This window comes from Geodermatophilus sp. URMC 61, from assembly GCF_052931555.1.
In genome coordinates this window covers 3,908,336-3,929,739 of sequence record NZ_JBRFHZ010000002.1, presented here as the reverse complement: position 1 = coordinate 3,929,739, position 21,404 = coordinate 3,908,336, and the positions used below count along the sequence as shown (strand labels likewise).

The following is a 21,404-nucleotide window of genomic DNA, read 5'->3' as shown; positions in this document are numbered from 1 at the left end:
GATGGGCGTGCTCAAGCAGTTCAAGCTGCCCGACGTCGGCGAGGGGCTGACCGAGGGCGAGATCCTGCAGTGGCTGGTCGCCGTCGGCGACACGGTCACGGTCAACCAGCCGCTGTGCGAGGTCGAGACGGCGAAGGCCGCCGTCGAGCTGCCCTCGCCGTTCGCGGGCACGGTCACCGCGCTGCTGCACGAGGCCGGGGAGACCGTGGACGTCGGGACGCCGATCATCACCATCGACACCGGCGGGGTGGCGGCTCCCGAGCCCGCGGAGGACGGCACCGCCGGGGCGGGTGGTGGAGAGGTCGAGGCCGGGCTGATCGGCGGCGCGGCTCCCGGCGGGCGGACGGCGGTGCTCGTCGGATACGGGCCGCGGACGACGGAGGCCCGCCGCCGCCCGCGTCGCGCGCCCGCTCCCGTCCCCGCGGAGGCGGACTACGGCTCGGGCGGCCAGGAGCGCCCGCCGCTGCTGGCCACCGCGCCGGACATGACCACCAAGCCGGTGCGGCACGGCGGCCTGGAGGTGGGCCGCCAGGCCGAGGCGCACGCGGCGTCGGCCGACGCGGCGCCGTCGCGCGCCGTCGAGCACGGGCGGCGCCGGCCCCGGCCCCTGGCCAAGCCGCCGGTGCGCAAGCTGGCCAAGGGTCTCGGGGTCGACCTCACCGCGCTGACCGGCAGCGGCGCCGGCGGGGTGATCACCCGCGCAGACGTCGAGGCGGCCGCGGCCGGCCCGGCACCGGTGACCGAGCTGCGGCCGGTCGCCGCACCGACGGCGGGGGAGCAGCGGATCCCGGTCAAGGGCGTCCGCAAGCACACCGCGGCGGCGATGGTGGCCAGCGCCTTCACCGCGCCGCACGTCACCGAGTTCCTCACCGTCGACGTCACGCGGATGGTCAAGCTGCGGTCGCGGATCGCCGCGCGGCCGGAGTTCGCCGGGGTCAAGGTCAGCCCGCTGCTGTTCGTGGCCAAGGCGCTGCTGCTGGCCGCCGCGAGGCACCCGATGGTCAACAGCTCCTGGGACGAGGCGGCCCAGGAGATCGTCGTCCACGGGCAGGTCAACCTGGGCATCGCCGCGGCCACGCCGCGCGGGCTCGTCGTCCCCAACGTCAAGGACGCCGGGCGGCTGTCGCTGGCCGAGCTGGCCGGCGCGCTGGCCGAGCTCACCGAGACCGCCCGGGCCGGCCGCACCGCCCCGGAGGACATGACCGGCGGCACGATCACGATCACCAACGTCGGCGTCTTCGGCGTCGACACGGGGACCCCGATCCTCAACCCCGGTGAGTCGGCGATCCTCGCCTTCGGCGCGATCCGCGAGATGCCGTGGGTGCACAAGGGGAGGGTGCGCCCGCGACAGGTCACGCAGCTGGCGCTGTCGTTCGACCACCGCATCATCGACGGGGAGCTGGGCAGCCGGTTCCTCGCCGACGTCGGGGCACTGCTGTCGGACCCGGGGACCGCGCTGGCGTTCTGAGCGCGCACGACGGGCCCCGCCGGTCTGCGGCGGGGCCCGTCCGCGGCGGAGGGTCAGGCCCGCCGGTCGAGCCGGCCGCGCACCAGCAGCGACCCCACCGCCGCGAGGTACGCGCCGGCCAGGATCCCGCCGCCCAGCTGGGACAGGAAGATCGTCCCGAGCACCACCGCGGGCACCAGCAGGGCGACCGCCCGCGGCACCCGCCCGGCCCGCCACAGCGAGACCGACAGCCCGATCGAGCCGAGCAGCCACAGCGCGTTCGCCGCGATGGCGACCGGCGGGAAGAAGGCGAGGTCCTCGCCGTTGACCGCGCTGGAGAGGGTGCCGACGGTCAGCAGCACCGTGCCGGCCGAGGCGACGCGGGCTGCCCACTGCCCGGCGGCCGAGGCCCCGAGGCGGAGGTAGAGGACGGGCAGCGCCCACAGCAGCACGGTGGTGCCGACGAGGATCACGCGGGTCCGCGGGTCGATGGCGGCGAGCGTGTCCTGCGGGAACAGCAGCTGGGTGACCCCGACCGCGACCGAGATCGCCGCCCCGCCGAAGGCCGCGGCGGCGGCCCGCCGGTCGGTCGTCGACGCCGGGCGGTCGGCTGCGGTGGTCAAGGTGGACGGGGGCGGACGCGGTGGTCACAGGTGCTCCTCGGATCGTCGATCGGCCCCGAGCGGGCCGTCGCCGAGGAGCCTGGGGCCAACGGGACCGCCGTCGCGTCGGCCTGCGGTCCACAGTGCCGGGGGCGCAGGTCGCGCCCGTGGTGTCGACCCGGGTCGACACCGGACCTCGACCTCGGGATGACGCACGGGCGCTGGCGGGACCCGTAGGTTCTGCGTCCGTGACCACCGCAGTCGGCCCCGCCGGCCCGTCCGTCGCGGCCGCGCTGCGGGTGCCGGGCTGACGAGCGCGCTGGACCTCGCCCTCGCCGGTGGCCTGGCCGCGTGGGGGCTGGTCGAGGTGGTCCTCACCCCGCTGCCCCCGGTGGGCGGGACGGCGTTCGTCCTGTTGTCGACGCTGCCGCTGGCGCTGCGCCGCCGGTACCCCGGAACGGTCCTGGTGGTGCTGTCTCTGGTCCTCGTCGTCTCGTCGGCGCTGCTGAGCGGCACGGTGGGGACCACCTTCACGCCGTTCCCGAGCCTGTTGCTGGGCGCCTTCACCGTCGCCGCGCACGTCGCCGTGCTGCCGGCGGCCGCGGTGCTGGGCACGCTGCCGGTGCTCGCCATGGGGCGGCCGGGCAGTTCGGCTACTTCGGGCAGGACGGCGCGCAGCCGCGAGCCCTCGCCATCGCCCTGTTCTTCGTCGCCGGCGCCTGGACCGGTGGGCGGTCGTGCGGCACCGCGCGCTGGCCGCACTGCACGCCCAGCAGGGATCGGCCGCGGCGGCCGACCGGGCCGTGACGCTGGAGCGGGAGCGCATCGCCCGGGAGCTGCACGACGTCGTCGCCCACTCGGTCTCCGTGGTCGTGCTGCAGACCGGTGCCGCCGAGCAGTTCGTCGTCCGCGACCCCGACCGCGCGCTGGCGCACCTCGGCATGGCGCGGCGCACGGCCGCCGAGGCGATGCGCGAGATGCGGCACCTGCTCGACGTGCTGCGGGAGGGACACCCGGACTACGCACCGCAGCCCGGCATCTCCCGGCTCGAGGACATGGCGCGCGACGCCCGGGACGCCGGCCTGCGCGTCGACCTCGCCGTCGTCGGCGACGCCGCGGTGCCCGACGGCCCCTCGCTGGCCGTGTACCGGCTGGTGCAGGAGTCCCTGACCAACGTGCTCAAGCACGCCCCGGGGGCCACGGTCGGCGTCCGCGTCGAGGTGACGCCCGAGGAGGTCCGGCTCCACGTGCGCGACGACGGCAGGGGCCGGGATCCGGGCGTGCACGCGGCACCCGGCGGCGACCTGGCCGACGGCGGCGGCGGTCACGGGGTGCCGGGGATGCGCGAGCGCGTGCGGGTGTACGGCGGCTCCCTGGCGGTGGGGCCGGTCGACGGGGGCGGCTGGGAGGTCCGCGCGGTGCTCCCGCTGGTGGGGACGTGACGGGACCGGCTCCCCTGCGGGCGGTCGTGGCCGACGACCACGCCCTGGTCCGGTCGGGTGTCGTCGGGGTGCTCGAGGGCGGCGGGCTCGAGGTGGTCGGCGAGGCCTCCGACGGTCACGAGGCCGTCGAGCAGGCGCTGCAGCACCGTCCGGACGTGGTCGTCATGGACGTCCGGATGCCGCGGATGGACGGCATCGAGGGCACCCGGCGGCTGCGCCGGCTCGCCGAGCCGCCCCAGGTGCTGGTGCTGACCACCTTCGACCTCGACGAGTACGTCTTCCGGGCACTGGAGGCGGGGGCCGCCGGCTTCCTGCTCAAGGACGCCGCACCGGACCGGCTGGTCGACGCGGTGCGGGTCGTGGCGACGGGGGAGGCGCTCCTGGCGCCCGTGGTGACCCGGCGGCTGATCGAGCGCTACCTCCAGGCCCCTGCTCCGGTCGCGGGCCCCGACCCCGCCGCCGACCTGAGCCCGCGGGAACGCGAGGTGTGGCAACTGGTCGCCCAGGGGCTGTCCAACACCGAGATCGCCGCCGCACTCGTCGTCACCGAGGCGACCGTCAAGGCGCACGTCACCCGGCTGCTGGCCAAGCTCGGCGTCCGGGACCGGGTGCAGGCCGTCGTCCGCGCGTACGAGAGCGGCCTCGTGCGGCCCGGTAAAGCCGGATGACCGGCCGCCTCCACGCCGTGACCGACGCGCGGCAGCGGGGCCGCCGGCCCTGGGGGCGGCCGCCGCGGGGTCGTTAGCGTCCGCCGCGCCAGCGCGGGCCGGTCCGCGCACCGTGCCCGGCTCGCCCCGAACCGGCGAGAGGCGTGCCATGAGCGACGTACCCACCGCGGCGCCCGACACCGTCGTCCTGGTCCACGGACTGTGGATGACCCCGCGCAGCTGGGAGCACTGGGTGCCCCACATCGAGGCGCGCGGTCTGCGCGTGCTGACCCCCGCCTACCCCGGCTTCGAGATCGAGGTCGAGGCGCTGCGTGCGGATCCGCGGGTCATCGCCGAGGCCTCGGTCACCGACACCGTCGAGCACCTCGCCGCCGTGGTGACCGCCCTCGACCGGCCGCCGATCCTCATCGGCCACTCGTTCGGCGGCACGTTCACCCAGCTCCTCCTGGCCCGGGGCCTGGGTGCGGCCGGCGTGGCGATCGACTCGGCGCCGACCGAGGGCGTGCTGGTCACCCCGCCGGCGCAGCTGCGGTCGCTGTTCCCGTTCCTCCGCAACCCGGCGAACCGGCACCGCGCGGTCGGGTTCACGCCGGAGCAGTTCCACGCCTCGTTCGCCTCGACCCTGTCCCGCGAGGAGTCCGACCGGGCGTACGAGCGCTACCACGTGCCCGCCCCGGGCCGGTGGGTGTGGGACGGGGTGGTCGCCAACCTCAAGCCCGGCCACCAGGAGACCTGGGTGGACTACGACCGGGACGACCGGGCGCCGCTGCTGTTCGTCACCGGCGGCGAGGACCGCATCATGCCGCCGTCGGTGAACCACTCCAACGCCCGCCACTACCGGCACTCCGCGGCGCTGACCGAGGTCCGTGACCTGCCCGGCCGGTCGCACTGGACCTGCGCCGAGCCCGGCTGGGAGGCGGTGGCCGACCTCGCGCTGGACTGGGCGGTCGAGAACGCCGGCCGCAGACCGGCGCGGCGGGCCTGACCTCCCTCGCCGCCGACGCGCTGGGGACGCCGATCCGCGGGCCGCCCGGTGCGGGGGAGCGTGGCCGCCCACGCCCGGGGCCTCACCCGCGACGGAGGTGTCCTGCGCGGAGGAGGCGGGTAGAGCGACTACACACCCGAACCCGAGCAGAGGAGGGCCGAACCGTGGCCAGCGTGCAGGAAGCCATCGACGTCGACGTCCCCATCCGGGTCGCCTATGACCAGTGGACGCAGTTCGAGACCTTCCCGCAGTTCATGGGCGGGGTCGAGCGGATCACGCAGCTCGACGAGACGCGCACCCACTGGGTGACCAACATCGACGGCGTCAAGCGGGAGTTCGACGCCGAGATCACCGAGCAGCACCCCGAGGAGCGGGTGGCCTGGACCAGCACGAGCGGCGACGCCAAGCACGCCGGGGTGGTCACCTTCCACCGCCTCGACGACAACAAGACCCGCGTGATGATCCAGATCGACTGGGAACCGACCGGCATCGTCGAGAAGGCCGGCGCGGCACTGGGCTTCGACGACCGGCAGGTCAAGGCCGACGCCAAGCGGTTCAAGGAGTTCATCGAGAGCCGCGGCACCGAGACCGGGGCCTGGCGCGGCGACGTCCCCCGCCCAGACCAGACCTGACAAAGGACCCCCTCGCCCCCCGCCCTCGGCCCCGTCCCGAGGCTCGCCCCGAGCCTGCGAGGGGTGAGGAGGACGGGGTCCTTCAACTGCGAGGGGGCCGTTCCAGCACCTCACCAGGACAGCGCCCGCCCCCTTCTGCAGGGGACGGGCGCCGTCGTCTGTGGCGGCCGCTCCTCAGGGCACCGCCGACCCCGTCCAGAGGCTCGCCGCGGACGGGGTACTCCTGCTACTCGGCGTCGAGGTCCTGGGCGACCAGGCCCGCGATCTGGTCGAGGACGGCGGGGTCGTCGCTGCTCACGACGACCTCCGCCCCCTGCTTCGCACCGAGCGTCATGATCATCAGTGGCGACCCGGCGTCCACGGGGTTGCCTCCGGGCGTGGCCAGCGTGACCGGGACACCGGCCTTGCCGACGGCCTCGGCGATGAGGGCCGCCGGTCGGGCGTGCAGCCCGACCCGGGAGCCGACGGTGACGGTCTGACTGGGCATGGGGTCTCTCCCTCGTTTCGGAGACGGGTGGTCGGGTCCAGCCTGGCGCGTCAGGCGCGAGCCGGCTGGGTGACGGGGGCGGCGGCGTTGTGGGCGTGGGCCATGTCGACGGCGTCCTCGGGGACGGCGTCGGCCTTCGGGCGGCCGATGCTCTTCGCGATGGTGACCGCGACGGCGCCGACGACGGTGCCGATGATCAGGGCGATGACGAACATCAGCACGTTGCTCATCGCGAAGAACACGAAGATGCCGCCGTGTGGCGCGCGCAGCTCGACGCCGCTGGCCGCGACGATGGCACCGGTGGTGGCGCCGCCCAGCATCATCGAGGGGATGACCCGCAGCGGGTCGGCCGCGGCGAACGGGATCGCGCCCTCGGAGATGAAGGACAGGCCCAGCAGCCAGGCCGCCTTGCCGTTGTCCCGCTCGGCGGGCGTGTACAGCTTCGGGCGGATCGCCGTGCTCAGCGCCATCGCCAGCGGGGGCACCATGCCGGCCGCCATGACCGTGGCCATGATCACCAGCGGGGCGCCGGAGCCGGCCGCCAGACCGGTGGTCGCGAAGACGTAGGCCGCCTTGTTCACCGGGCCGCCGAGGTCGAAGCACATCATCAGGCCGAGGATGATCCCGAGCAGCACCGCCGAGGTGCCGGTCAGGCCGTTGAGCCAGTTGCCCAGGCCGGTGAGGGCGGCGGCCAGCGGGCGGCCGAGGAGGACGGCCATCAGGCCGCTGGAGATCAGCGTCGCGAGCAGCGGGATGATCACGACCGGCTGCAGGCCGCGGACCCCGGTCGGCAGTTTCCAGCCGCTGATCCAGCGGGCGGCGAAGCCGGCGATGATGCCGCCCACGAGGCCGCCGATGAAGCCGGCGCCCACGCTCACCGAGACGGCGCCGACGACGAAGCCGGGCACGATGCCCGGGCGGTCGGCGATCGCGTAGGCGATGTAGCCGGCCAGCGCCGGGACGAGGAACCCGAAGGCCGCCTGGCCCAGCACGGTGCAGACGGCGCCGAGGTAGCCCCAGAAGCCGTCGTTGAGGCCCTCGGTCGGCGCGGCGTCGGGAAGGTTGAAGAAGGTGTTGTTCAGGACCCAGTTCAGCGCGTAGCTGTTGCCGTCGGCCGACGTCGGGTCGGGGTTGACGATCTGGTAGCCGCCGAACAGGAAGCCCAGCGCGATGAGCAGACCGCCCGCGGCGACAAACGGGATCATGTAGCTGACGCCGGTGAGCAGCCAGCGGCGGACCTCCGTGGCGGTGCTCGGCCGCCCGCCCGCCGCGGCGGCGGGCTCGGCGGCGCCTCCGGTACCGCCGGGCACCCGGCGGGCGTTCGGGTCGTCGGCGGCCGCCAGCGCCTCGCGGACCATGACGTCCGGCTCGTTGATCGCCCGCTTGGTGCCGGACTGGACGAGCGGCTTGCCGGCGAAGCGGTCCCGGTCCCGGACGCCCACGTCGACGGCGAAGATGACCGCGTCGGCGGTCCGGATCACGGCGGGGTCCAGCGGGGTGGAGCCCGAGGAGCCCTGGGTCTCGACGTGCACGTCGACCCCGGCGGCCTCGCCGGCGGCGGTGAGCTTGTCGGCCGCCATGTAGGTGTGCGCGATGCCGGTCGGGCAGGCGCTGACGACCACGATGCTGCGGCGGGCACCGGCGGTGCCCGCGTCGGCGGCCGGCGCGGCGGGGGTGGCGGCGGTCGCGGCGCTCGAGGAGCCGGACGCCGCGGGGGCGCCGGCGGGCGCCGGCTCGGGGGAGACGACCTCCTGCACCAGCCGCACGACCTCGTCGGCGGAGCCGGCCGCGCGCAGCGAGGCCACGAACTCCGGCCGCACCAGCGCGCGGGCCAGGGCGGTCAGCAGCGTGAGGTGGTCGGCGTCGCCGTGCGCCGGCGCGGCGATGAGGAAGACCAGGTCCGCCGGGCCGTCGGGGGCGCCGAAGTCGACCTTCGGGTCCAGCCGGGCGAAGGCCAGCGAGGCCTCGGTGACCGCGGCCGAGCGGCAGTGCGGGATCGCGATGCCGCCGGGCAGGCCGGTGGCCGCCTGCGCCTCCCGGGCGAGGGCGTCGTCGGCGAGGCCGTCGGCCCCGGTGGCCCGCCCGGCGCCGGCGACGAGGCCGGCGAGACGGCGCACCACCGTGGTCTTGTCGGATCCCAGGTCGGCGTCGAGTGCCACCAGGTCAGGGGTGATCAGGTCGGGCATGGCTCACCTACTCGTCAGGCGTCAGACGTCGCGGCCGGCGGCCGGGACGGTGGTGCTCCAGGTGACTGGCGGTGCGGTGGTGGTGCTGGGCAGGCCCACGGTCCGGACGGTGACGACCTCCACGTCGAGGGCGGTCACCTGCTCGGGCGTGGGGACGGCGGAACCGGGCAGCGAGGCGCTGGCCGCGCCGTACGCGACCGCGGAGCGCAGCCGCTCGGCCGGCGCGGCGCCGGCCAGGTCGGCCAGCACGTGGCCGGCCAGGCTGCAGTCGCCGGCGCCGACGGTGCTGCGGACGGCGATCCGCGGCGGCGTGGCCGACCAGACGCCCTCGGCGCAGGACAGCAACGCGCCGTCGGCCCCGAGGGTCAGCAGCACCTCGGCCACGCCGCGCGCGTGCAGCGTGTCGAGGGCGGCCAGCGCGGTGGCGCGGTTGGCGGTGAGGTGGGCCTCGGGGACGCCGGAGAGCTGGGCGAGCTCCTCGGAGTTGGGCTTGAGCAGGTCCGGCGCGGCGTCCGGGCCGGCAGCCAGCAGGGCCAGCAGCGGCGCCTCGGAGGTGTCGACGGCGATCTTGACACCGGTGTCGCGCAGCGAGCGGACCAGGTCGGCGTACCAGTCCAGCGGGGTGCCCGGCGGCAGCGAGCCGGAGAGGACCACCCAGCGGGCGCCCTCAGCGTGCTGGTGCAGCGCGATCGTCAGCGCTCCGCGGGCCTCGTCGTCCAGCGGTGCGCCCGGCTCGTTGAGCTTGGTCGTGGTGCCGTCGGGCTCGGCCAGCGTGTAGTTGGTGCGCACCGGCGTGGCGATGGGGACCGTGGCCATCGGCAGGTCCAGCCCGCGCAGCGCGCGCACGATCGGGTCGTCGTCGGCCGCGGGCAGCACGGTGACGACGTCCCCGCCGGCGGCGGCGATCGCGCGGGCGACGTTCACGCCCTTGCCGCCGGGCTCGGTGGAGCTCGGCGCCAGGCGGGCCACGCCGCCGCGCACGAGCGGGCCGGGCAGCGAGAGCGTCCGGTCCAGGCTGGGGTTGGCGGTGAGGGTGACGACGCGCCCACTCATGCGACCACGACCTCGATTCCGGCGTCCTCGAGACGGGCGAGGTCGGCCGGTGCGGCCTCGGCGTCGGTGACCAGGATGTCGACGTCGGCCGGCGTCGCGAATCGGACCAGGTGCTCGCGGCCGAGCTTGCTGCTGTCGGCCAGGACGACGACCTTCTGCCCGGCGCGGATCATCGCGCGCTTCACCGATGCCTCCGCCTCGTCGGGCGTGGTGAACCCGTGCTCGGCGGTGACGCCGTTGCTGCCGAGGAACGCGACGTCGACCCGCAGGTCGGCGAGGGTCGCGACGGTCCGCTCGCCGACGGCGCACTGGGTGATCCCCCGGACCCGGCCGCCGAGCACGTGCAGGTCCACGCCGGGAGCGGCGGCCAGCCGGGCGGCGATGGGCACCGAGTGCGTGGCGACCAGCAGCCGCCGGTCGCCGGGGAGGACCTCGGCGAGGGCGGCGGTGGAGCTGCCGCCGTCGAGCAGCAGGCTGCCGTCGGACCCGGGCAGCAGGTCCAGCGCCGCGGTGGCGATCTTGCGCTTCTGCTCGCTGCGCGTGCCGTGCCGCTCGCCGAGCGCGGTCTCCACGTAGGTGAGCGCGCCGGCCGGGACGGCGCCGCCGTGCACACGGCGCAACGTCCCCGCGCGTTCGAGGACGGCCAGGTCCCGGCGCACGGTCTCGGTCGTGACCCCGAACTCCTCGGCGAGCGCGGTGACCGAGACCCTGCCGCGGTCGGCGACCAACCCGGCGATCGTCTGTTGACGCTCCTCGGCGTACACGTCCCACCTCCCTGCCCTCTAGCACACACCGGTTGCCCGTTTGTGTTGGCTTGGCGTTGTGTTGGTGTTGTTCTACGTGTGATCCGTTGACAAGTCAACACCCATTCGTGACTCTGGTCATAGCCCGAACCGCGTCCCGCAACCGACCCGTGCGAGGTAGCCATGACCACCCACGCCCCCGGAACCGCCATCCCGTCGACCACTGCCCCGGTGGTGCTGCCCGGCACGCCCGTCGTCCCCGGGGTGGCCTGGGGCCCGGTCGTGCGCCCCTCGGGTGCGGTCCTGCTGCCGTCCGACGACGGCGTCGTGGTCCCCGAGGAGGAGCGCGCGGGGGAGAAGGAGCGCTTCGCCGCGGCTGCCGGCGTGGTGGCCGACCGGCTCACCGAGCGCGCGAGCGCGGCGACCGGGGTGAGCGCGGAGGTGCTGGCCACCACCGCCGGCCTGGCCCGCGACCGCGGCCTGCTCTCGGCGGTCGAGCAGCGGATCGACGCCGGCACGCCCGCCGCCGTCGCCACCGTGCAGGCCGCGCAGCAGTTCGTCGACCTGTTCACCAGCCTGGGCGGACTCATGGCCGAGCGGGTGACCGACGTCCGGGACGTCCGGGACCGGATCGTCGCCCAGCTGACCGGCCAGGGGGAGCCCGGCGTCCCGAGCCCGGAGCAGCCCTCGGTGTTGCTGGCCGAGGACCTCGCGCCGGCCGACACCGCGGGACTGGACCCCACCCGCATCACCGGCCTGGCCACCCGGCTGGGCGGCACCACCAGCCACACCGCGATCATCGCCCGCCAGCTCGGGCTGCCCTGCGTGGTCGCCGTCGGTGGTCTGGACGACGTCCCGGAGGGCGCCACCGTGCTGCTCGACGGTGAGCGCGGCACGGTCACCGTCGACCCGGACCCCGAGGAGGCCCGCGCCCGCGTGGCGGCGGCGGAGACCGCCGCCGCGGCGCTGGCCGGGTACCGCGGCCCGGGCCGCACCCGCGACGGCCTCGAGGTCAAGGTGCTGGCCAACGTCCAGGACGGCGCCGGGGCGCGGGTCGCGGCGGCCAAGCACGCCGAGGGCGTCGGGCTGCTGCGCACCGAGCTGGCCTTCCTCAGCCGGGCCGAGGAGCCCTCGGTGGAGGAGCAGGCGGCGGGCTACGCCGAGGTGTTCGAGGCCTTCGGCGACCGGCGGGTCGTCGTCCGCACGCTGGACGCGGGGTCGGACAAGCCACTGGCCTTCGCCACCATGCCCGACGAGGAGAACCCGGCGCTCGGCGTCCGCGGGCTGCGCGTCGCGCGCCGTGACCCCGGCCTGCTGGAGCGACAGCTGGACGCGATCGCGGAGGGTGCCCGCCGGGCCGGCGCCTCGCCGTGGGTGATGGCGCCGATGGTGGCGACCGTCGGCGAGGCCGCGGACTTCGCCGCGCGCGTGCGCGCCCGTGGGCTCACCCCCGGCGTGATGATCGAGGTGCCGTCGGCGGCACTGATGGCCGAGCGGCTGCTGCAGCACGTCGACTTCCTGTCGATCGGCACCAACGACCTCTCGCAGTACACGCTGGCCGCCGACCGGCTGTCCGCCGACCTGGCCGACCTCACCGACCCGTGGCAGCCGGCGCTGCTGACCCTGGTGCAGCTCACCGCCGAGGCCGGCCGCCGGACCGGGAAGCCGGTCGGCGTCTGCGGGGAGGCCGCTGCCGACCCGCTGCTGGCCTGCGTCCTCGTCGGCCTGGGCGTCACCTCGCTGTCGTGCGCGGCGTCGTCGATCGCCGGGGTCGGCGCGCGGCTGGCCGTCGTCGACACCGACGCCTGCCGGCGCGCGGCGGAGGCGGCGCTGCTGACCGACGACCCGCAGGCCGCCCGGGCGGCGGCCCGCCGCGAACTCGGCGTCGACTGAGGAAGGGCCCCTCTGTCCCGCTCGCCGCCGGCCCGTCCGGAGGCGAGCCCGCGAGCGGTGAGGGGGACGAGGTCCTTCCGCCTGCCGAGGGGTCGATGCCGAGATCACCCTCCGGAGTGACGGATCATCGCCGTGTCGCGCGGTCTACCTGCCTTTCTTCGGAATAATGCGGACTGCACCTGCATTGCTCAGGGTGCAGACCTTACGAGACCGGAAGAAGGCAACGAGTCATGAACAGCGTGACCTCCAGCTGGCGGCGGCGTCGGCAGGCGGCGCGGACGCGTCGGGCGCTCGACCGCGCCCTCGCTCGCACCAGCAGCCCGGCGATGCGCGACGAGCTGCTGACGATGGCTAACAGCGGCGGGTTCACCCTTCGCTGACAGCGGGCCCCGCGACGGGGCTGATGCGCGACCCCGGCCTCCTGCGCGGAGACCGGGGTCGCTTGCTGCCGGCCCGTCCCGAGCCCGACAGGCCGGGACCGGTCCCGGCCGGAGGCTCGCTGCGGGGTGTCGCGCGCGGAGCTGCCCTCGCGCCGGGCACTGCAGGTGGCACCCGCCTCCTCGGGTCGGCCGTCGAGGGGGCGGTCTCGGCGGCGTACGAGGTACCCTCCCGGGGTACCTCGTACCGACCTGGTGCGCCGTCCCCCCTTGGGGTGAGGCCTCTTCAACCTCGGGTCCCTCACTGCCGATGGGACGGGCGTGAGCAGAACGGGTGGCCCCAGGTGAGCGGCCCTGCGGTGTCCGAGGCCCGGGAGACGTCCGGCGCCACCACGGGGTTGCTGCTCAGCCACGTCCGCCGGCAGGGTGGGGACGACGCCGTCACGGAGGTGCTGCGCCGTGCCGGCGTGCCCTTCACCGCCGCCGAGCTCGAGCTGCCGTCGCACTGGACCAGCTACGACACCCGGATCAAGCTGTTCACCGCCGCCACCGAGGTGCTCGGCGACCCGCAGACCATGTTCCGCGTCGGCCGCGAGGCCCTCGGGCTCGGCCTGACCCCAGCTCTCGTGCTGCTCGTCCGCGCGATGGGTTCACCCCGCCAGGTGTACCGCCAGCTGCCGCGCGCCGTGGCCAAGTTCTCGACGACCTCGACGATGCGGGTCCTCGAGGCCGGCGCCACCCACGCGACGCTCACCTACCGGCTGCACGACGGCTACCGGCACTCCCGGCTGGACTGCGAGTACGCCCAGGGCCTCATCGGCATGGTGCCGACCGTCTTCGGGCTGCCGCCGGCGGAGCTGGTGCACACCGAGTGCGAGTCCGACGGCCACCCCGTCTGCGTCTACCACCTGACGTGGGAGCGTCGCCGGAGGCTGAGCGGGCGCCGCCGGGGCGACGACGACGTCCCCGAGCTGCTCGCCCTGCGCGAGCAGCTGCGCATCCTGCAGTCGGCGGCCGCCGACCTGGTCGCGAGCGAGGACGTCGAGACCGTCCTGCGCCGCATCATCGAGAAGGCCGCCGAGGCGGTGCTCGCCCCGGGCTGGGTGCTCGCCGTGTCCGACCCCGCGGGCGGTCCCGCGCTGGTGCACGGCGCCGGCCTGCCGCAGCACCAGGTCGACGCCCTCGCGGCCACGCTGCTGGCCGGCGCCGACCCGGGCCCCAACGTCGTCGCGGTCGACGTCGCCTCCGCCCGCCGGGTGCACGGCCGGCTGGCCACGGTGTACCGCCCCGGCGACGGCGGACTGCGGCACGAGCGCCAGATGCTCGCCGCCTACGCCGGCTACGCCGCGGCCGCCCTCGACCTGCTCATGGCGCTGGAGAGCTCCCGGCAGGAGGCCGACCGCGCGGGCACGCTGCTCACCCTGGCCCACGAGCTCGCCGGCGCCACCGACGCCGTGGACGTGTGCACCGTGGTGGCCGAGGCGCTGCCCCGGGTCGTCGGGTGCGACAGCGCCGCGGTGCTGCTGTGGGACCCCGCTGAGGGGTGCCTGCGCACGGCCGCCCACGTGGACCCCGTGGAGGAGCACCAGCGGCTGCTGTACGGGACGCCTCTGCACGCCGAGGACGTCCCGGAGCTGGTCGGGATGCTGACGGACCGGGAGCCGCGCTTCCTGCGGCCCGAGTCGAGCAGTCCCGTGCTGCAGCAGCTGCTCACGGCCCTGCAGCTCACCGACGTCGTCGCCGTCCCGGTCCTGGCCGGGCGCACGTTCCTCGGTGTCGCCACGGCGAGCTGGCCGGCCGGGCGTGCTCCCGCCGTCCTCGCCGGCGACGTCCTGCACCGCCTGCGCGGTGTCGGCGACCAGGCCGCGACCGCCCTCCAGCGGGCCCGCCTGCTCGAGACCGTGCGGCACCAGGCCGCCCACGACGCGCTCACCGGGCTGCCCAACCGGGTGCTCTTCCTCGACCGGCTCGGGGAGGCGCTGGCCACCACGCCTGCGGAGCGCCACGTCGGCGTGCTCTTCTGCGACCTCGACCGGTTCAAGTCGGTCAACGACTCCCTCGGCCACGCCGCCGGTGACGAGCTGCTGCGCCAGGTGGCCGCCCGGCTGCGGGCCGCGATCCGCCCCGGCGACATGGTCGGCCGGCTCAGCGGTGACGAGTTCGCCGTGCTCCTGCCCGTGCTCGCCCGGCCGGAGGACGCCGATCGTGTCGTCGCCCGGGTGCTGGGGTGCTTCGACGAGCCCTTCCGCCTCGAGGGCACCGACGTCACGGTCGGCACCAGCGTGGGTGTCGCCGTCCACGGCGGCGGCGGATCGGGCAGCGCCGACGCGCTGCTGCGCGCCTCCGACGCCGACATGTACCAGCACAAGGGCGCCAGCCGCGACGGACACGGCCCCGCCAGATCCTGATGGCCCCGTCCCGGGTCCCACCGGCTCCTGCAGGGTCCGTCCCGGGTCGCCTCGTCCCGAGGCTCGCCGCGGCCCCGTCCAGGGCACCGCCCTGAGCTCTGACGGCCCCCGTGGCGGGGCGAGGGGGTCCGTCAAGGGGAGGACGGGGTCCTCACCCGCGGAGGTGGGCGCGCAGCGCGGCCTGCTCCTCGGGGCCGAAGCCGTGCTCGGTGAGCCAGCCCTGAGGGCCGCCGTGCCGCTCGTCGAGCAGTTCGAGCACCCGGCGCATGGTCTCCGCCCGCGGCGTGTGGCTGGCGACGTCGCGGCGCCCCATGTCCTCGGCGTACGTCGGTGACGCGGCGAGCTTCGCGACCAGGTCGTCGATGACCTCGGCGGTCAGTGCGTAGTCGGCGACGATCTCCTCGTGCGGGACGCCGGCCACGGCGAGCGCGAAGGCCACCACCACCCCGGTGCGGTCCTTGCCCGCGGCGCAGTGCACCACCGTGGCGCCGTCCGTGGGCGCGGCCAGGGCGCGCAGCGCGGCCACCACGTTGTCCGGCCGGTGCGCCAGGTAGCCCAGGTAGGAGCGCACCGCCGGCGGCTCGCCCTGGTCGCTCTCGGCCACCTGCCGCGGCAGGATGGACTCGGCCCAGTCGGCCGGGAGCTCCGGCGCGTCGGCCTCCTCGACGGCGAACACGTCGGTGTGGTGGCCCCGCTCCGGCAGCAGGGTGAAGTGCCGGTGCGTCACCTCGGACACCGCGCGCAGCGGGCCGGGGCCCTCCAGGAACACCTCGGCGGTGGTGCGCAGGTCGACCACCTGGCGCAGCCGCACGTCGCCCACCAGCCGGCGGACGTCGTCCTCACTGAGCGTCTGCAGGTTGTCGCTGCGCAGCACCCGCCCGGGGACCGTCGTCCCGCCGTCGACGGTGGGCAGCCCACCCAGGTCGCGGGTGTTCGTCGTCCCGTCGAGGCGCAGCCAGCGGTCGGTGTCGCGGCGCCCGGCGACGCCGTCGGTCGGTGCGGAGGTCACTCCCCGACGGTACGGCCTCCCGGCGGCGCCGCCCTGACGGCGGCCAGGCCGCCGGGAGGGCGGAAGTGTCTCGAGCACCCATCGGACGATGATCAACTGTGGCGGCCGGACACATGGGTATGGCTCCGGTCACTACCTACGGTGTGGTGCGGCCCACCTCCTGTGAGGCGGGGCGCCCGACGTGCACCGCCGCACCCCCAGAGGAGTCCCCTCATGTCGCGTTCCCGTTCCCGCACCGCCGCGCTCGCCGTGACCGCGGCCGGGCTCCTCGCGGCCACCGCCGCGTGCGGCAGCCCGACGGCCGCCAGCGGCGGCGGTGGTGGCGGCGGGGGTGACGAGGAGGGCGGCGCCCCGGTGCGGATCGGTCTGGTCACCTCGATCTCCGGCCCGCTGGCCGCCTACGGCGAGCAGTACCTGCAGGGCTTCGAGGCCTGCCTGGACCACGTCACCGACGGCACCGACGAGGTCGCCGGGAGGCCGATCGAGGTCGTCCAGCGGGACGACGCGGGCGACCCGGCGAAGGCCGTCGCCGAGGCCACCGACCTCATCGGCCAGGGCGTGCAGATCATCGCCGGCTCGGCGTCCTCCGGTGTCGCGACCCAGGTCGCCCCGCTCGCCGAGCAGAACGACGTGCTGTTCATCTCCGGCCCGGCCGCCACCGACGCGGTCACCGGCGTCAACGACAACACCTTCCGCTCCGGCCGGCAGACCTACCAGGACGTGCTGACCGCGCAGTCGTTCATCGGCGACCCGGCCGGCCAGGACGTGCTGGTCTTCGCCCAGGACAGCGCCTTCGGTCAGGCCAACGTCGCCGCGGTCACCGCCGTCCTCGGCGAGGCCGGCGAGGCGAACGTCACCCCGCTGCTGGTCCCGACCAGCGCCACCGACCTCACCCCGTTCGCCGCGCAGGCGCGCGACGCCGGTGCCGACCTGACCTTCGTGGCGTGGGCCGGTGAGACCGCCCCCGCCATGTGGCAGGCGATGGGCCAGCAGGGCGTGTTCGACGCGACCAACGTGGTCACCGGTCTGGACCTGCGGGCGTCCTACCCGACCTACGGCGACCAGGTGGCCGGCCAGCTGAACTTCCTGTCGCACTTCTTCGCCGAGGCGGTCGACAACGAGGTCAGCCAGGCCCTGGCCGAGCGGGTCGAGGCGGCCGGCGGCACGGTGGACATCTTCACGCCCGACGGCTGCACCGCCGCGCAGATGGTCGTGCGGGCCGTCGAGGAGGGCGGGGACGACGTCGCGGCCATGATCAGCGCCCTGGAGGGCTGGACCTTCGAGGGGGTCAAGGGCGAGCTGACCATCCGCGCGGAGGACCACGCGCTGCTGCAGCCGATGTTCCAGGCCCGCCTGGAGCAGCAGGGCGGCGAGCTCGTCCCGGTGCTGGTCGAGACCCTCGACGCCGAGGCCACCGCCCCGCCGGTCGCCACCTCCTGACCCCCGGATCGACGAGGGAGCTCGGGTGCCCAGCACGTCCGCCGCCGCGGCGCCGGCCGCCCGCCCCGCAGGCGCGCCGGTGCTGCAGGTGGCCGGCCTGACCTGTGCCGTCGGCGGTGCGGTGATCGTCTCCGACGTCACCTTCGACGTCGCGCCGGGCGAGTTCATCGCCGTCATCGGCCCCAACGGGGCGGGCAAGACCTCGCTGTTCAACCTGCTGTCCGGGCTGCTGCCGGTCACCTCCGGCTCGGTCGCGCTCGCCGGCACGGACATCACCGACGCCAGCCCCGCCGACCGCGCCCGCCAGGGTCTCGGGCGCACCTTCCAGGCCAGCTCGGTCTTCGCCGGGCTGAGCGTCCAGGAGAACGTGCGCCTGGCCGCGCAGGCCCGCCTCGGCGGCAGCATGCGGGCCTGGCAGCTGGTCCGCCCGTCCGACCGGGCGCACGAGGTGGCCGGCCGGGCGCTGGACCGGGTCCGCCTGGGCAACCGCGCCCAGGTGCTGGCCGGGTCCCTCTCCCACGGCGACAAGCGCAAGCTCGAGCTGGCCATCCTGCTGGCGACCGACCCGGCGCTGGTGCTGCTCGACGAGCCCATGGCCGGCGTCAGCACCGAGGAGGTCGCCGGCCTGACCGAGCTGATCGCCTCCGTGCACCGCGAGGAGGGCAGGACCGTGCTCATGGTCGAGCACCACATGGACGTGCTGCTCGGCCTGGCCGACCGGGTGGCCGTGATGCACCACGGCTCGCTGCTGGCCCTGGACACCCCGGCGCGGGTGACCAGCGACCCCGCCGTGCAGGAGGCCTACCTGGGGGACGCCCTGTGAGCGCCTCGTCGCCGCTGCTGCGGCTGGCCGACGTGCACGTACGGCTCTCGGGCAGCCACATCCTCCAAGGCGTCGACCTGACCGTCCGCCGCGGCGGGGTCACCGCGCTGCTGGGCCGCAACGGCGCCGGCAAGACGACGACCGTCAAGTCAGTGCTGGGCCTGGTGCCCTCCACCGGCACGATCGAGTTCACCGGCGACGACGGCCGCACGCACCGGCTGCAGGGACGGCGCACGCACGAGGTCGTCCGGCTGGGCATCGGCTACGCCCCCGAGGACCGCGAGGTCTTCGGCGGGCTGACCGTCGCCGAGAACCTCACCCTCGCCGAGCGGCGCGACTCCGCGCACCACCACGACCGGGTCTACGACCTGTTCCCGGAACTGAAGCAGCGCAGCCGGCAGCTGGCGGGGACGCTCTCGGGCGGCCAGCAGCAGATGGTGGCCATCGCGCGGCTGCTGCTCAACGACAACCAGCTGCTGCTCGTCGACGAGCCCACCAAGGGCCTGGCCCCGCTGCTGGTCGCGGAGGTCGCCGACGTGCTGGCCCGCGCGGCCGAGGAGGTGACGATCCTGCTCGTCGAGCAGAACCTGACCGTCGTCCGCCGGATGGCGACAGACGCCGTCGTCGTCGACCAGGGCCGGGTGGCCTGGGCCGGGTCCGCGCCGGAGCTGCTGGCCGACCCCGAGCTCACCCGCGAGCTGCTCGGTGTCGCCCCGAGCGGGGGTGCGCACACAGGGAGCGAGCGCGCGAGCTCACCAGCGACGGAGCAGCACGTGCGCATGCGACGGCCCATCGCCGGCGAGGCCGGCGCATGAGCACGGTCGTGCTGCTGACGATCACGGGGCTGGGCCTGGCGGCGCTGTACTTCCTCGTCGCCAGCGGGCTGTCGCTGATCTTCGGGCTGATGGGCGTGCTGAACTTCGCCCACGGCGCCTTCCTCACCATCGGCGCCTACGGCACCTGGTGGGCCGCGGAGAACCTGCCCGGCGCCGGCGCCACCGGTTGGGGCTTCCTCTACGCGGTCGCCTTCGGCGTCGCCGTCGGCACGCTGGTCGCCGCGGTCATCGAGCTGACGCTGATCCGACCGCTGTACCAGCGGCACATCGAGCAGGTGCTCGTCACCGTGGGCCTGAGCCTGGCCCTGGTGGCCCTCGTGCGGGCCGTCTGGGGCGCCGACCCGCGGCCGTTCCCGCGCCCCGAGGTCGCCCAGGGGACGACGTCCCTGCTGGGCGCCAACGTGCCCAACGACCGCTTCCTGCTGATCGCCACCGCCGTCGTCGTGCTCGTGGCGGTGCTGGCCTTCCTCCGGTTCACCCGCTTCGGCCTGGTCATCCGCGCCGGGGTGGAGAACCGCACGATGGTGACCGCGCTGGGCATCGACGTCCGCAGGGCGTTCACCCTCGTCTTCGCCCTCGGCGGCGCGTTCGCCGCGCTGGCCGGCGCGCTGGGCGGTGTGTACCTCGGCTCGATCTCCCCGGGGCAGGGCACCTCGCTGCTGATCTTCGCCTTCATCGTCGTGGTCATCGGCGGGATGAGCTCGATCACCGGCACCGCCGTGGCCGCCGTCCTGGTCGGCCTGGTGCAGCAGTTCGCGAACTACTACGCGGCCAGCGGGGTCGGCGACCTGTCGGTCGTGCTCCTGCTCGCCGTCGTCCTGTTGACGCGCCCCGGTGGGCTGACGGCGAGAGTGGCTTGAGAGGGGCGTCATGAGCCGGAACCTGACGCGGCTGGCGCCGCTGGTCGTCCTCGTCGTCCTGGCGCTGCTGCCGTACTCGACGCTGCCGCTGCCGGGACTGTTCGACGGCGCCCTCAACAGCCCGGGCACCCTGCAGCTGCTCGCACTGTGCCTGGTGTTCGGCGGGGTGGCGCTCTCCTACGACCTGCTGTTCGGCTTCACCGGGCTGCTGTCGTTCGGCCACGCGCTCTACTTCGCGGCGGGAACCTACGTCGCCAACCTCGCGCTCACCGAGTTCGGCCTGGGCCTCGGCGCCGCCCTGGCGCTCACGACCGTGGTCGGCGTCGTGCTGCCGCTGCTGGTCGGCGGCGTGGCGCTGCGGGTCTCCGGCATCGCCTTCTCGATGGTGACGCTGGCGACGGCGCAGGTCGGCTCGATCATCGTGCTGCAGGACCCGGGCGGCCTCACCGGCGGCGAGGAGGGCCTCGCGGTCGCCCGCGAGCCGATCCCCGACGTGTTCATCGGGGTCTTCAACACGGTGAACAAGTACTGGCTGGCGCTGGCCTACCTCGCGCTGGTCTACCTCGTCGTCACCCTGCTGACCCGCTCGCGCGCCGGCCGGGTGTGGGAGGCGATCCGGGAGAACGAGCGCCGCGTCGAGGTCCTCGGGCTCAAGCCCTACCCGTTCAAGCTGCTGTTGTTCGTGCTCGCCGGCCTGCTGGCCACCCTCGGCGGCGTCGTCCACCTGCTGCTCCTCGGCGGCTCCACGCCGCGGGTCACGACGTCGGACTTCACGCTGGGCCTGCTGGTCATGGTGGTGCTCGGCGGCGCGGGCAGCCGATGGGGCGCCGTCCTCGGCGGGGTCCTCTACACCTACCTGGACAGCCGGCTGACCGACCTGGCCCAGTCGCCGGCGGTGCAGGACCTGCCGTCGTGGCTGCGGGTGCCGCTGTCCGAGCCGCTGTTCATCCTGGGCGCGCTCTTCGTCGTGGTCGTCTTCTTCGTCCCCGGCGGGATCGCGGGGCTGGTGGCCCGGCTGCGGGAGCGGCGGGCCGGCCGGCGCCCGGGGACGACGCCGCCCGCCGACGGGACGACGGTGCCCGGACGCGCCGTCGAGCAGCTGCGGGAGGCGGCCGGCCGCGGCGTCGGCGTGGGCGCCGGTCAGCCCCGCGACGGGCTGTAGCGGGCGTCCCGGTGATCAGCTGAGCTGATCGTCGCCGGTCCGGGCGCACCACCAGTGGTGAGCCCGGAGCCACGGCCGTGAGCCAGGACGGCCCGACAGACGTCGAGCAGGCGGGACCGCAGCCCGGCGCCCCGGCGGGCGAACTCCCGCTGCGCGGCGACGTACTGCGCCTTGCCCTCCGGCGTCTCGATCGCGACCGGCTCGTAGCCGGCCGCGCGCAGGTCGTACGGCGAGGCACGCATGTCCAGCTCGCGGACGTCGGCCGCCAGCACGAAGCAGTCCAGCAGCAGCTCGCCGGGGACGGCGGGACCGAGTTTGTAGGCCCACTTGTAGAGGTCCCTCGTCATTGAG

20 protein-coding genes are annotated in these 21,404 nt (G+C 75.1%); 13 read left to right on the top strand and 7 right to left on the bottom strand.

The window, feature by feature from the left end:
* Position 1: 1 nt before the first annotated feature.
* A complete protein-coding gene (locus ACU610_RS18365) occupies positions 2-1,468 on the top strand; it encodes a dihydrolipoamide acetyltransferase family protein (protein WP_446769133.1) in 1,467 nt (488 codons plus the stop codon).
* Between the two features lie 53 nt (positions 1,469-1,521).
* Here the strand turns inward: ACU610_RS18365 and ACU610_RS18360 are convergent, their stop codons facing one another.
* Positions 1,522-2,070, bottom strand: coding sequence for a hypothetical protein (locus ACU610_RS18360; protein ID WP_446769132.1), 549 nt, complete (start codon positions 2,068-2,070; stop codon positions 1,522-1,524).
* A gap of 716 nt (positions 2,071-2,786) precedes the next feature.
* On the opposite strand from ACU610_RS18360, the gene ACU610_RS18355 reads away from it, so the two are divergent.
* The 4 genes from ACU610_RS18355 to ACU610_RS18340 all read left to right on the top strand — a co-directional run bounded on the left by ACU610_RS18355 (position 2,787) and on the right by ACU610_RS18340 (position 5,776).
* Positions 2,787-3,491 (top strand): sensor histidine kinase, encoded by a 705-nt coding sequence (locus tag ACU610_RS18355; protein WP_446769131.1) that lies wholly within the window; start codon positions 2,787-2,789, stop codon positions 3,489-3,491.
* Positions 3,488-4,159, top strand: coding sequence for a response regulator (locus ACU610_RS18350; RefSeq protein ID WP_446769130.1), 672 nt, complete (start codon positions 3,488-3,490; stop codon positions 4,157-4,159). Before ACU610_RS18355 ends, ACU610_RS18350 begins: the two co-directional genes overlap by 4 nt.
* 148 nt (positions 4,160-4,307) lie before the next feature.
* Positions 4,308-5,144 (top strand): alpha/beta hydrolase, encoded by an 837-nt coding sequence (locus ACU610_RS18345; protein ID WP_446769129.1) that lies wholly within the window; start codon positions 4,308-4,310, stop codon positions 5,142-5,144.
* A 164-nt stretch (positions 5,145-5,308) separates the two neighbouring features.
* Positions 5,309-5,776 carry an SRPBCC family protein gene (locus ACU610_RS18340; RefSeq protein ID WP_446769128.1) on the top strand — a complete coding sequence of 156 codons (468 nt, stop codon included), beginning with the start codon at positions 5,309-5,311 and terminating at the stop codon, positions 5,774-5,776.
* Between the two features lie 226 nt (positions 5,777-6,002).
* On the opposite strand, the gene ACU610_RS18335 is transcribed toward ACU610_RS18340, so the two are convergent.
* The 4 genes from ACU610_RS18335 to ACU610_RS18320 are packed head-to-tail and all read right to left on the bottom strand — an operon-like array spanning position 6,003 to position 10,266.
* Positions 6,003-6,263 carry an HPr family phosphocarrier protein gene (locus ACU610_RS18335; RefSeq protein WP_446769127.1) on the bottom strand — a complete coding sequence of 87 codons (261 nt, stop codon included), beginning with the start codon at positions 6,261-6,263 and terminating at the stop codon, positions 6,003-6,005.
* A 50-nt stretch (positions 6,264-6,313) separates the two neighbouring features.
* Complete coding sequence (locus ACU610_RS18330) at positions 6,314-8,449, bottom strand: PTS fructose transporter subunit IIABC (protein WP_446769126.1); 2,136 nt, start codon at positions 8,447-8,449, stop codon at positions 6,314-6,316.
* A 21-nt stretch (positions 8,450-8,470) separates the two neighbouring features.
* A complete protein-coding gene (locus ACU610_RS18325; RefSeq protein WP_446769125.1) occupies positions 8,471-9,502 on the bottom strand; it encodes a 1-phosphofructokinase family hexose kinase in 1,032 nt (343 codons plus the stop codon).
* The gene (locus ACU610_RS18320; RefSeq protein ID WP_446769124.1) at positions 9,499-10,266 is read right to left on the bottom strand and encodes a DeoR/GlpR family DNA-binding transcription regulator; all 768 of its coding nucleotides are present in this window, start codon (positions 10,264-10,266) and stop codon (positions 9,499-9,501) included. The genes ACU610_RS18325 and ACU610_RS18320 overlap by 4 nt, the downstream gene beginning before the upstream one ends.
* A 162-nt stretch (positions 10,267-10,428) precedes the next feature.
* Between ACU610_RS18320 and ACU610_RS18315 the strand changes: the two genes are divergently transcribed.
* From ACU610_RS18315 to ACU610_RS18305, 3 genes are all read left to right on the top strand, one after another.
* Positions 10,429-12,138, top strand: coding sequence for a phosphoenolpyruvate--protein phosphotransferase (locus ACU610_RS18315; RefSeq protein ID WP_446769123.1), 1,710 nt, complete (start codon positions 10,429-10,431; stop codon positions 12,136-12,138).
* Positions 12,139-12,368: 230 nt separating this feature from the next.
* Positions 12,369-12,518 carry a hypothetical protein gene (locus ACU610_RS18310; protein ID WP_446769122.1) on the top strand — a complete coding sequence of 50 codons (150 nt, stop codon included), beginning with the start codon at positions 12,369-12,371 and terminating at the stop codon, positions 12,516-12,518.
* A gap of 341 nt (positions 12,519-12,859) precedes the next feature.
* Positions 12,860-14,923 (top strand): diguanylate cyclase domain-containing protein, encoded by a 2,064-nt coding sequence (locus ACU610_RS18305; protein ID WP_446769121.1) that lies wholly within the window; start codon positions 12,860-12,862, stop codon positions 14,921-14,923.
* A gap of 151 nt (positions 14,924-15,074) precedes the next feature.
* On the opposite strand, the gene ACU610_RS18300 is transcribed toward ACU610_RS18305, so the two are convergent.
* Positions 15,075-15,932 carry a tyrosine-protein phosphatase gene (locus ACU610_RS18300; RefSeq protein ID WP_446769120.1) on the bottom strand — a complete coding sequence of 286 codons (858 nt, stop codon included), beginning with the start codon at positions 15,930-15,932 and terminating at the stop codon, positions 15,075-15,077.
* A 213-nt stretch (positions 15,933-16,145) separates the two neighbouring features.
* On the opposite strand from ACU610_RS18300, the gene ACU610_RS18295 reads away from it, so the two are divergent.
* Genes ACU610_RS18295 through ACU610_RS18275 form a run of 5 tightly spaced genes read left to right on the top strand, consistent with a single transcriptional unit; the run spans position 16,146 to position 21,053 of the window.
* Positions 16,146-17,372: a substrate-binding domain-containing protein gene (locus tag ACU610_RS18295; protein ID WP_446769119.1), complete on the top strand. Its 1,227-nt coding sequence runs from the start codon at positions 16,146-16,148 to the stop codon at positions 17,370-17,372.
* Between the two features lie 25 nt (positions 17,373-17,397).
* Positions 17,398-18,195: an ABC transporter ATP-binding protein gene (locus ACU610_RS18290; protein ID WP_446769118.1), complete on the top strand. Its 798-nt coding sequence runs from the start codon at positions 17,398-17,400 to the stop codon at positions 18,193-18,195.
* Positions 18,192-19,010 (top strand): ABC transporter ATP-binding protein, encoded by an 819-nt coding sequence (locus ACU610_RS18285; protein ID WP_446769117.1) that lies wholly within the window; start codon positions 18,192-18,194, stop codon positions 19,008-19,010. The genes ACU610_RS18290 and ACU610_RS18285 overlap by 4 nt, the downstream gene beginning before the upstream one ends.
* On the top strand, positions 19,007-19,891 hold the full coding sequence (locus tag ACU610_RS18280) for a branched-chain amino acid ABC transporter permease (protein WP_446769116.1): 885 nt from the start codon (positions 19,007-19,009) through the stop codon (positions 19,889-19,891). The genes ACU610_RS18285 and ACU610_RS18280 overlap by 4 nt, the downstream gene beginning before the upstream one ends.
* A 10-nt stretch (positions 19,892-19,901) precedes the next feature.
* Positions 19,902-21,053, top strand: coding sequence for a branched-chain amino acid ABC transporter permease (locus ACU610_RS18275; RefSeq protein WP_446769115.1), 1,152 nt, complete (start codon positions 19,902-19,904; stop codon positions 21,051-21,053).
* Here ACU610_RS18275 and ACU610_RS18270 read toward each other — a convergent pair.
* Positions 21,032-21,400, bottom strand: coding sequence for a hypothetical protein (locus ACU610_RS18270; RefSeq protein WP_446769114.1), 369 nt, complete (start codon positions 21,398-21,400; stop codon positions 21,032-21,034). The genes ACU610_RS18275 and ACU610_RS18270 overlap by 22 nt on opposite strands.
* Positions 21,401-21,404 lie beyond the last annotated feature (4 nt).

What these genes read in the sequence shown, in the direction of transcription:
- ACU610_RS18365 (WP_446769133.1), top strand. Translation starts at nt 2, where the DNA reads ATGGGCGTGCTCAAGCAGTTCAAGCTGCCCGACGTCGGCGAGGGGCTG.
- ACU610_RS18345 (WP_446769129.1), top strand. Translation starts at nt 4,308, where the DNA reads ATGAGCGACGTACCCACCGCGGCGCCCGACACCGTCGTCCTGGTCCAC.
- ACU610_RS18335 (WP_446769127.1), bottom strand. Translation starts at nt 6,263, where the DNA reads ATGCCCAGTCAGACCGTCACCGTCGGCTCCCGGGTCGGGCTGCACGCC.
- ACU610_RS18330 (WP_446769126.1), bottom strand. Translation starts at nt 8,449, where the DNA reads ATGCCCGACCTGATCACCCCTGACCTGGTGGCACTCGACGCCGACCTG.
- ACU610_RS18325 (WP_446769125.1), bottom strand. Translation starts at nt 9,502, where the DNA reads ATGAGTGGGCGCGTCGTCACCCTCACCGCCAACCCCAGCCTGGACCGG.
- ACU610_RS18315 (WP_446769123.1), top strand. Translation starts at nt 10,429, where the DNA reads ATGACCACCCACGCCCCCGGAACCGCCATCCCGTCGACCACTGCCCCG.
- ACU610_RS18310 (WP_446769122.1), top strand. Translation starts at nt 12,369, where the DNA reads ATGAACAGCGTGACCTCCAGCTGGCGGCGGCGTCGGCAGGCGGCGCGG.
- ACU610_RS18295 (WP_446769119.1), top strand. Translation starts at nt 16,146, where the DNA reads ATGTCGCGTTCCCGTTCCCGCACCGCCGCGCTCGCCGTGACCGCGGCC.
- ACU610_RS18280 (WP_446769116.1), top strand. Translation starts at nt 19,007, where the DNA reads ATGAGCACGGTCGTGCTGCTGACGATCACGGGGCTGGGCCTGGCGGCG.
- ACU610_RS18275 (WP_446769115.1), top strand. Translation starts at nt 19,902, where the DNA reads ATGAGCCGGAACCTGACGCGGCTGGCGCCGCTGGTCGTCCTCGTCGTC.
- ACU610_RS18270 (WP_446769114.1), bottom strand. Translation starts at nt 21,400, where the DNA reads ATGACGAGGGACCTCTACAAGTGGGCCTACAAACTCGGTCCCGCCGTC.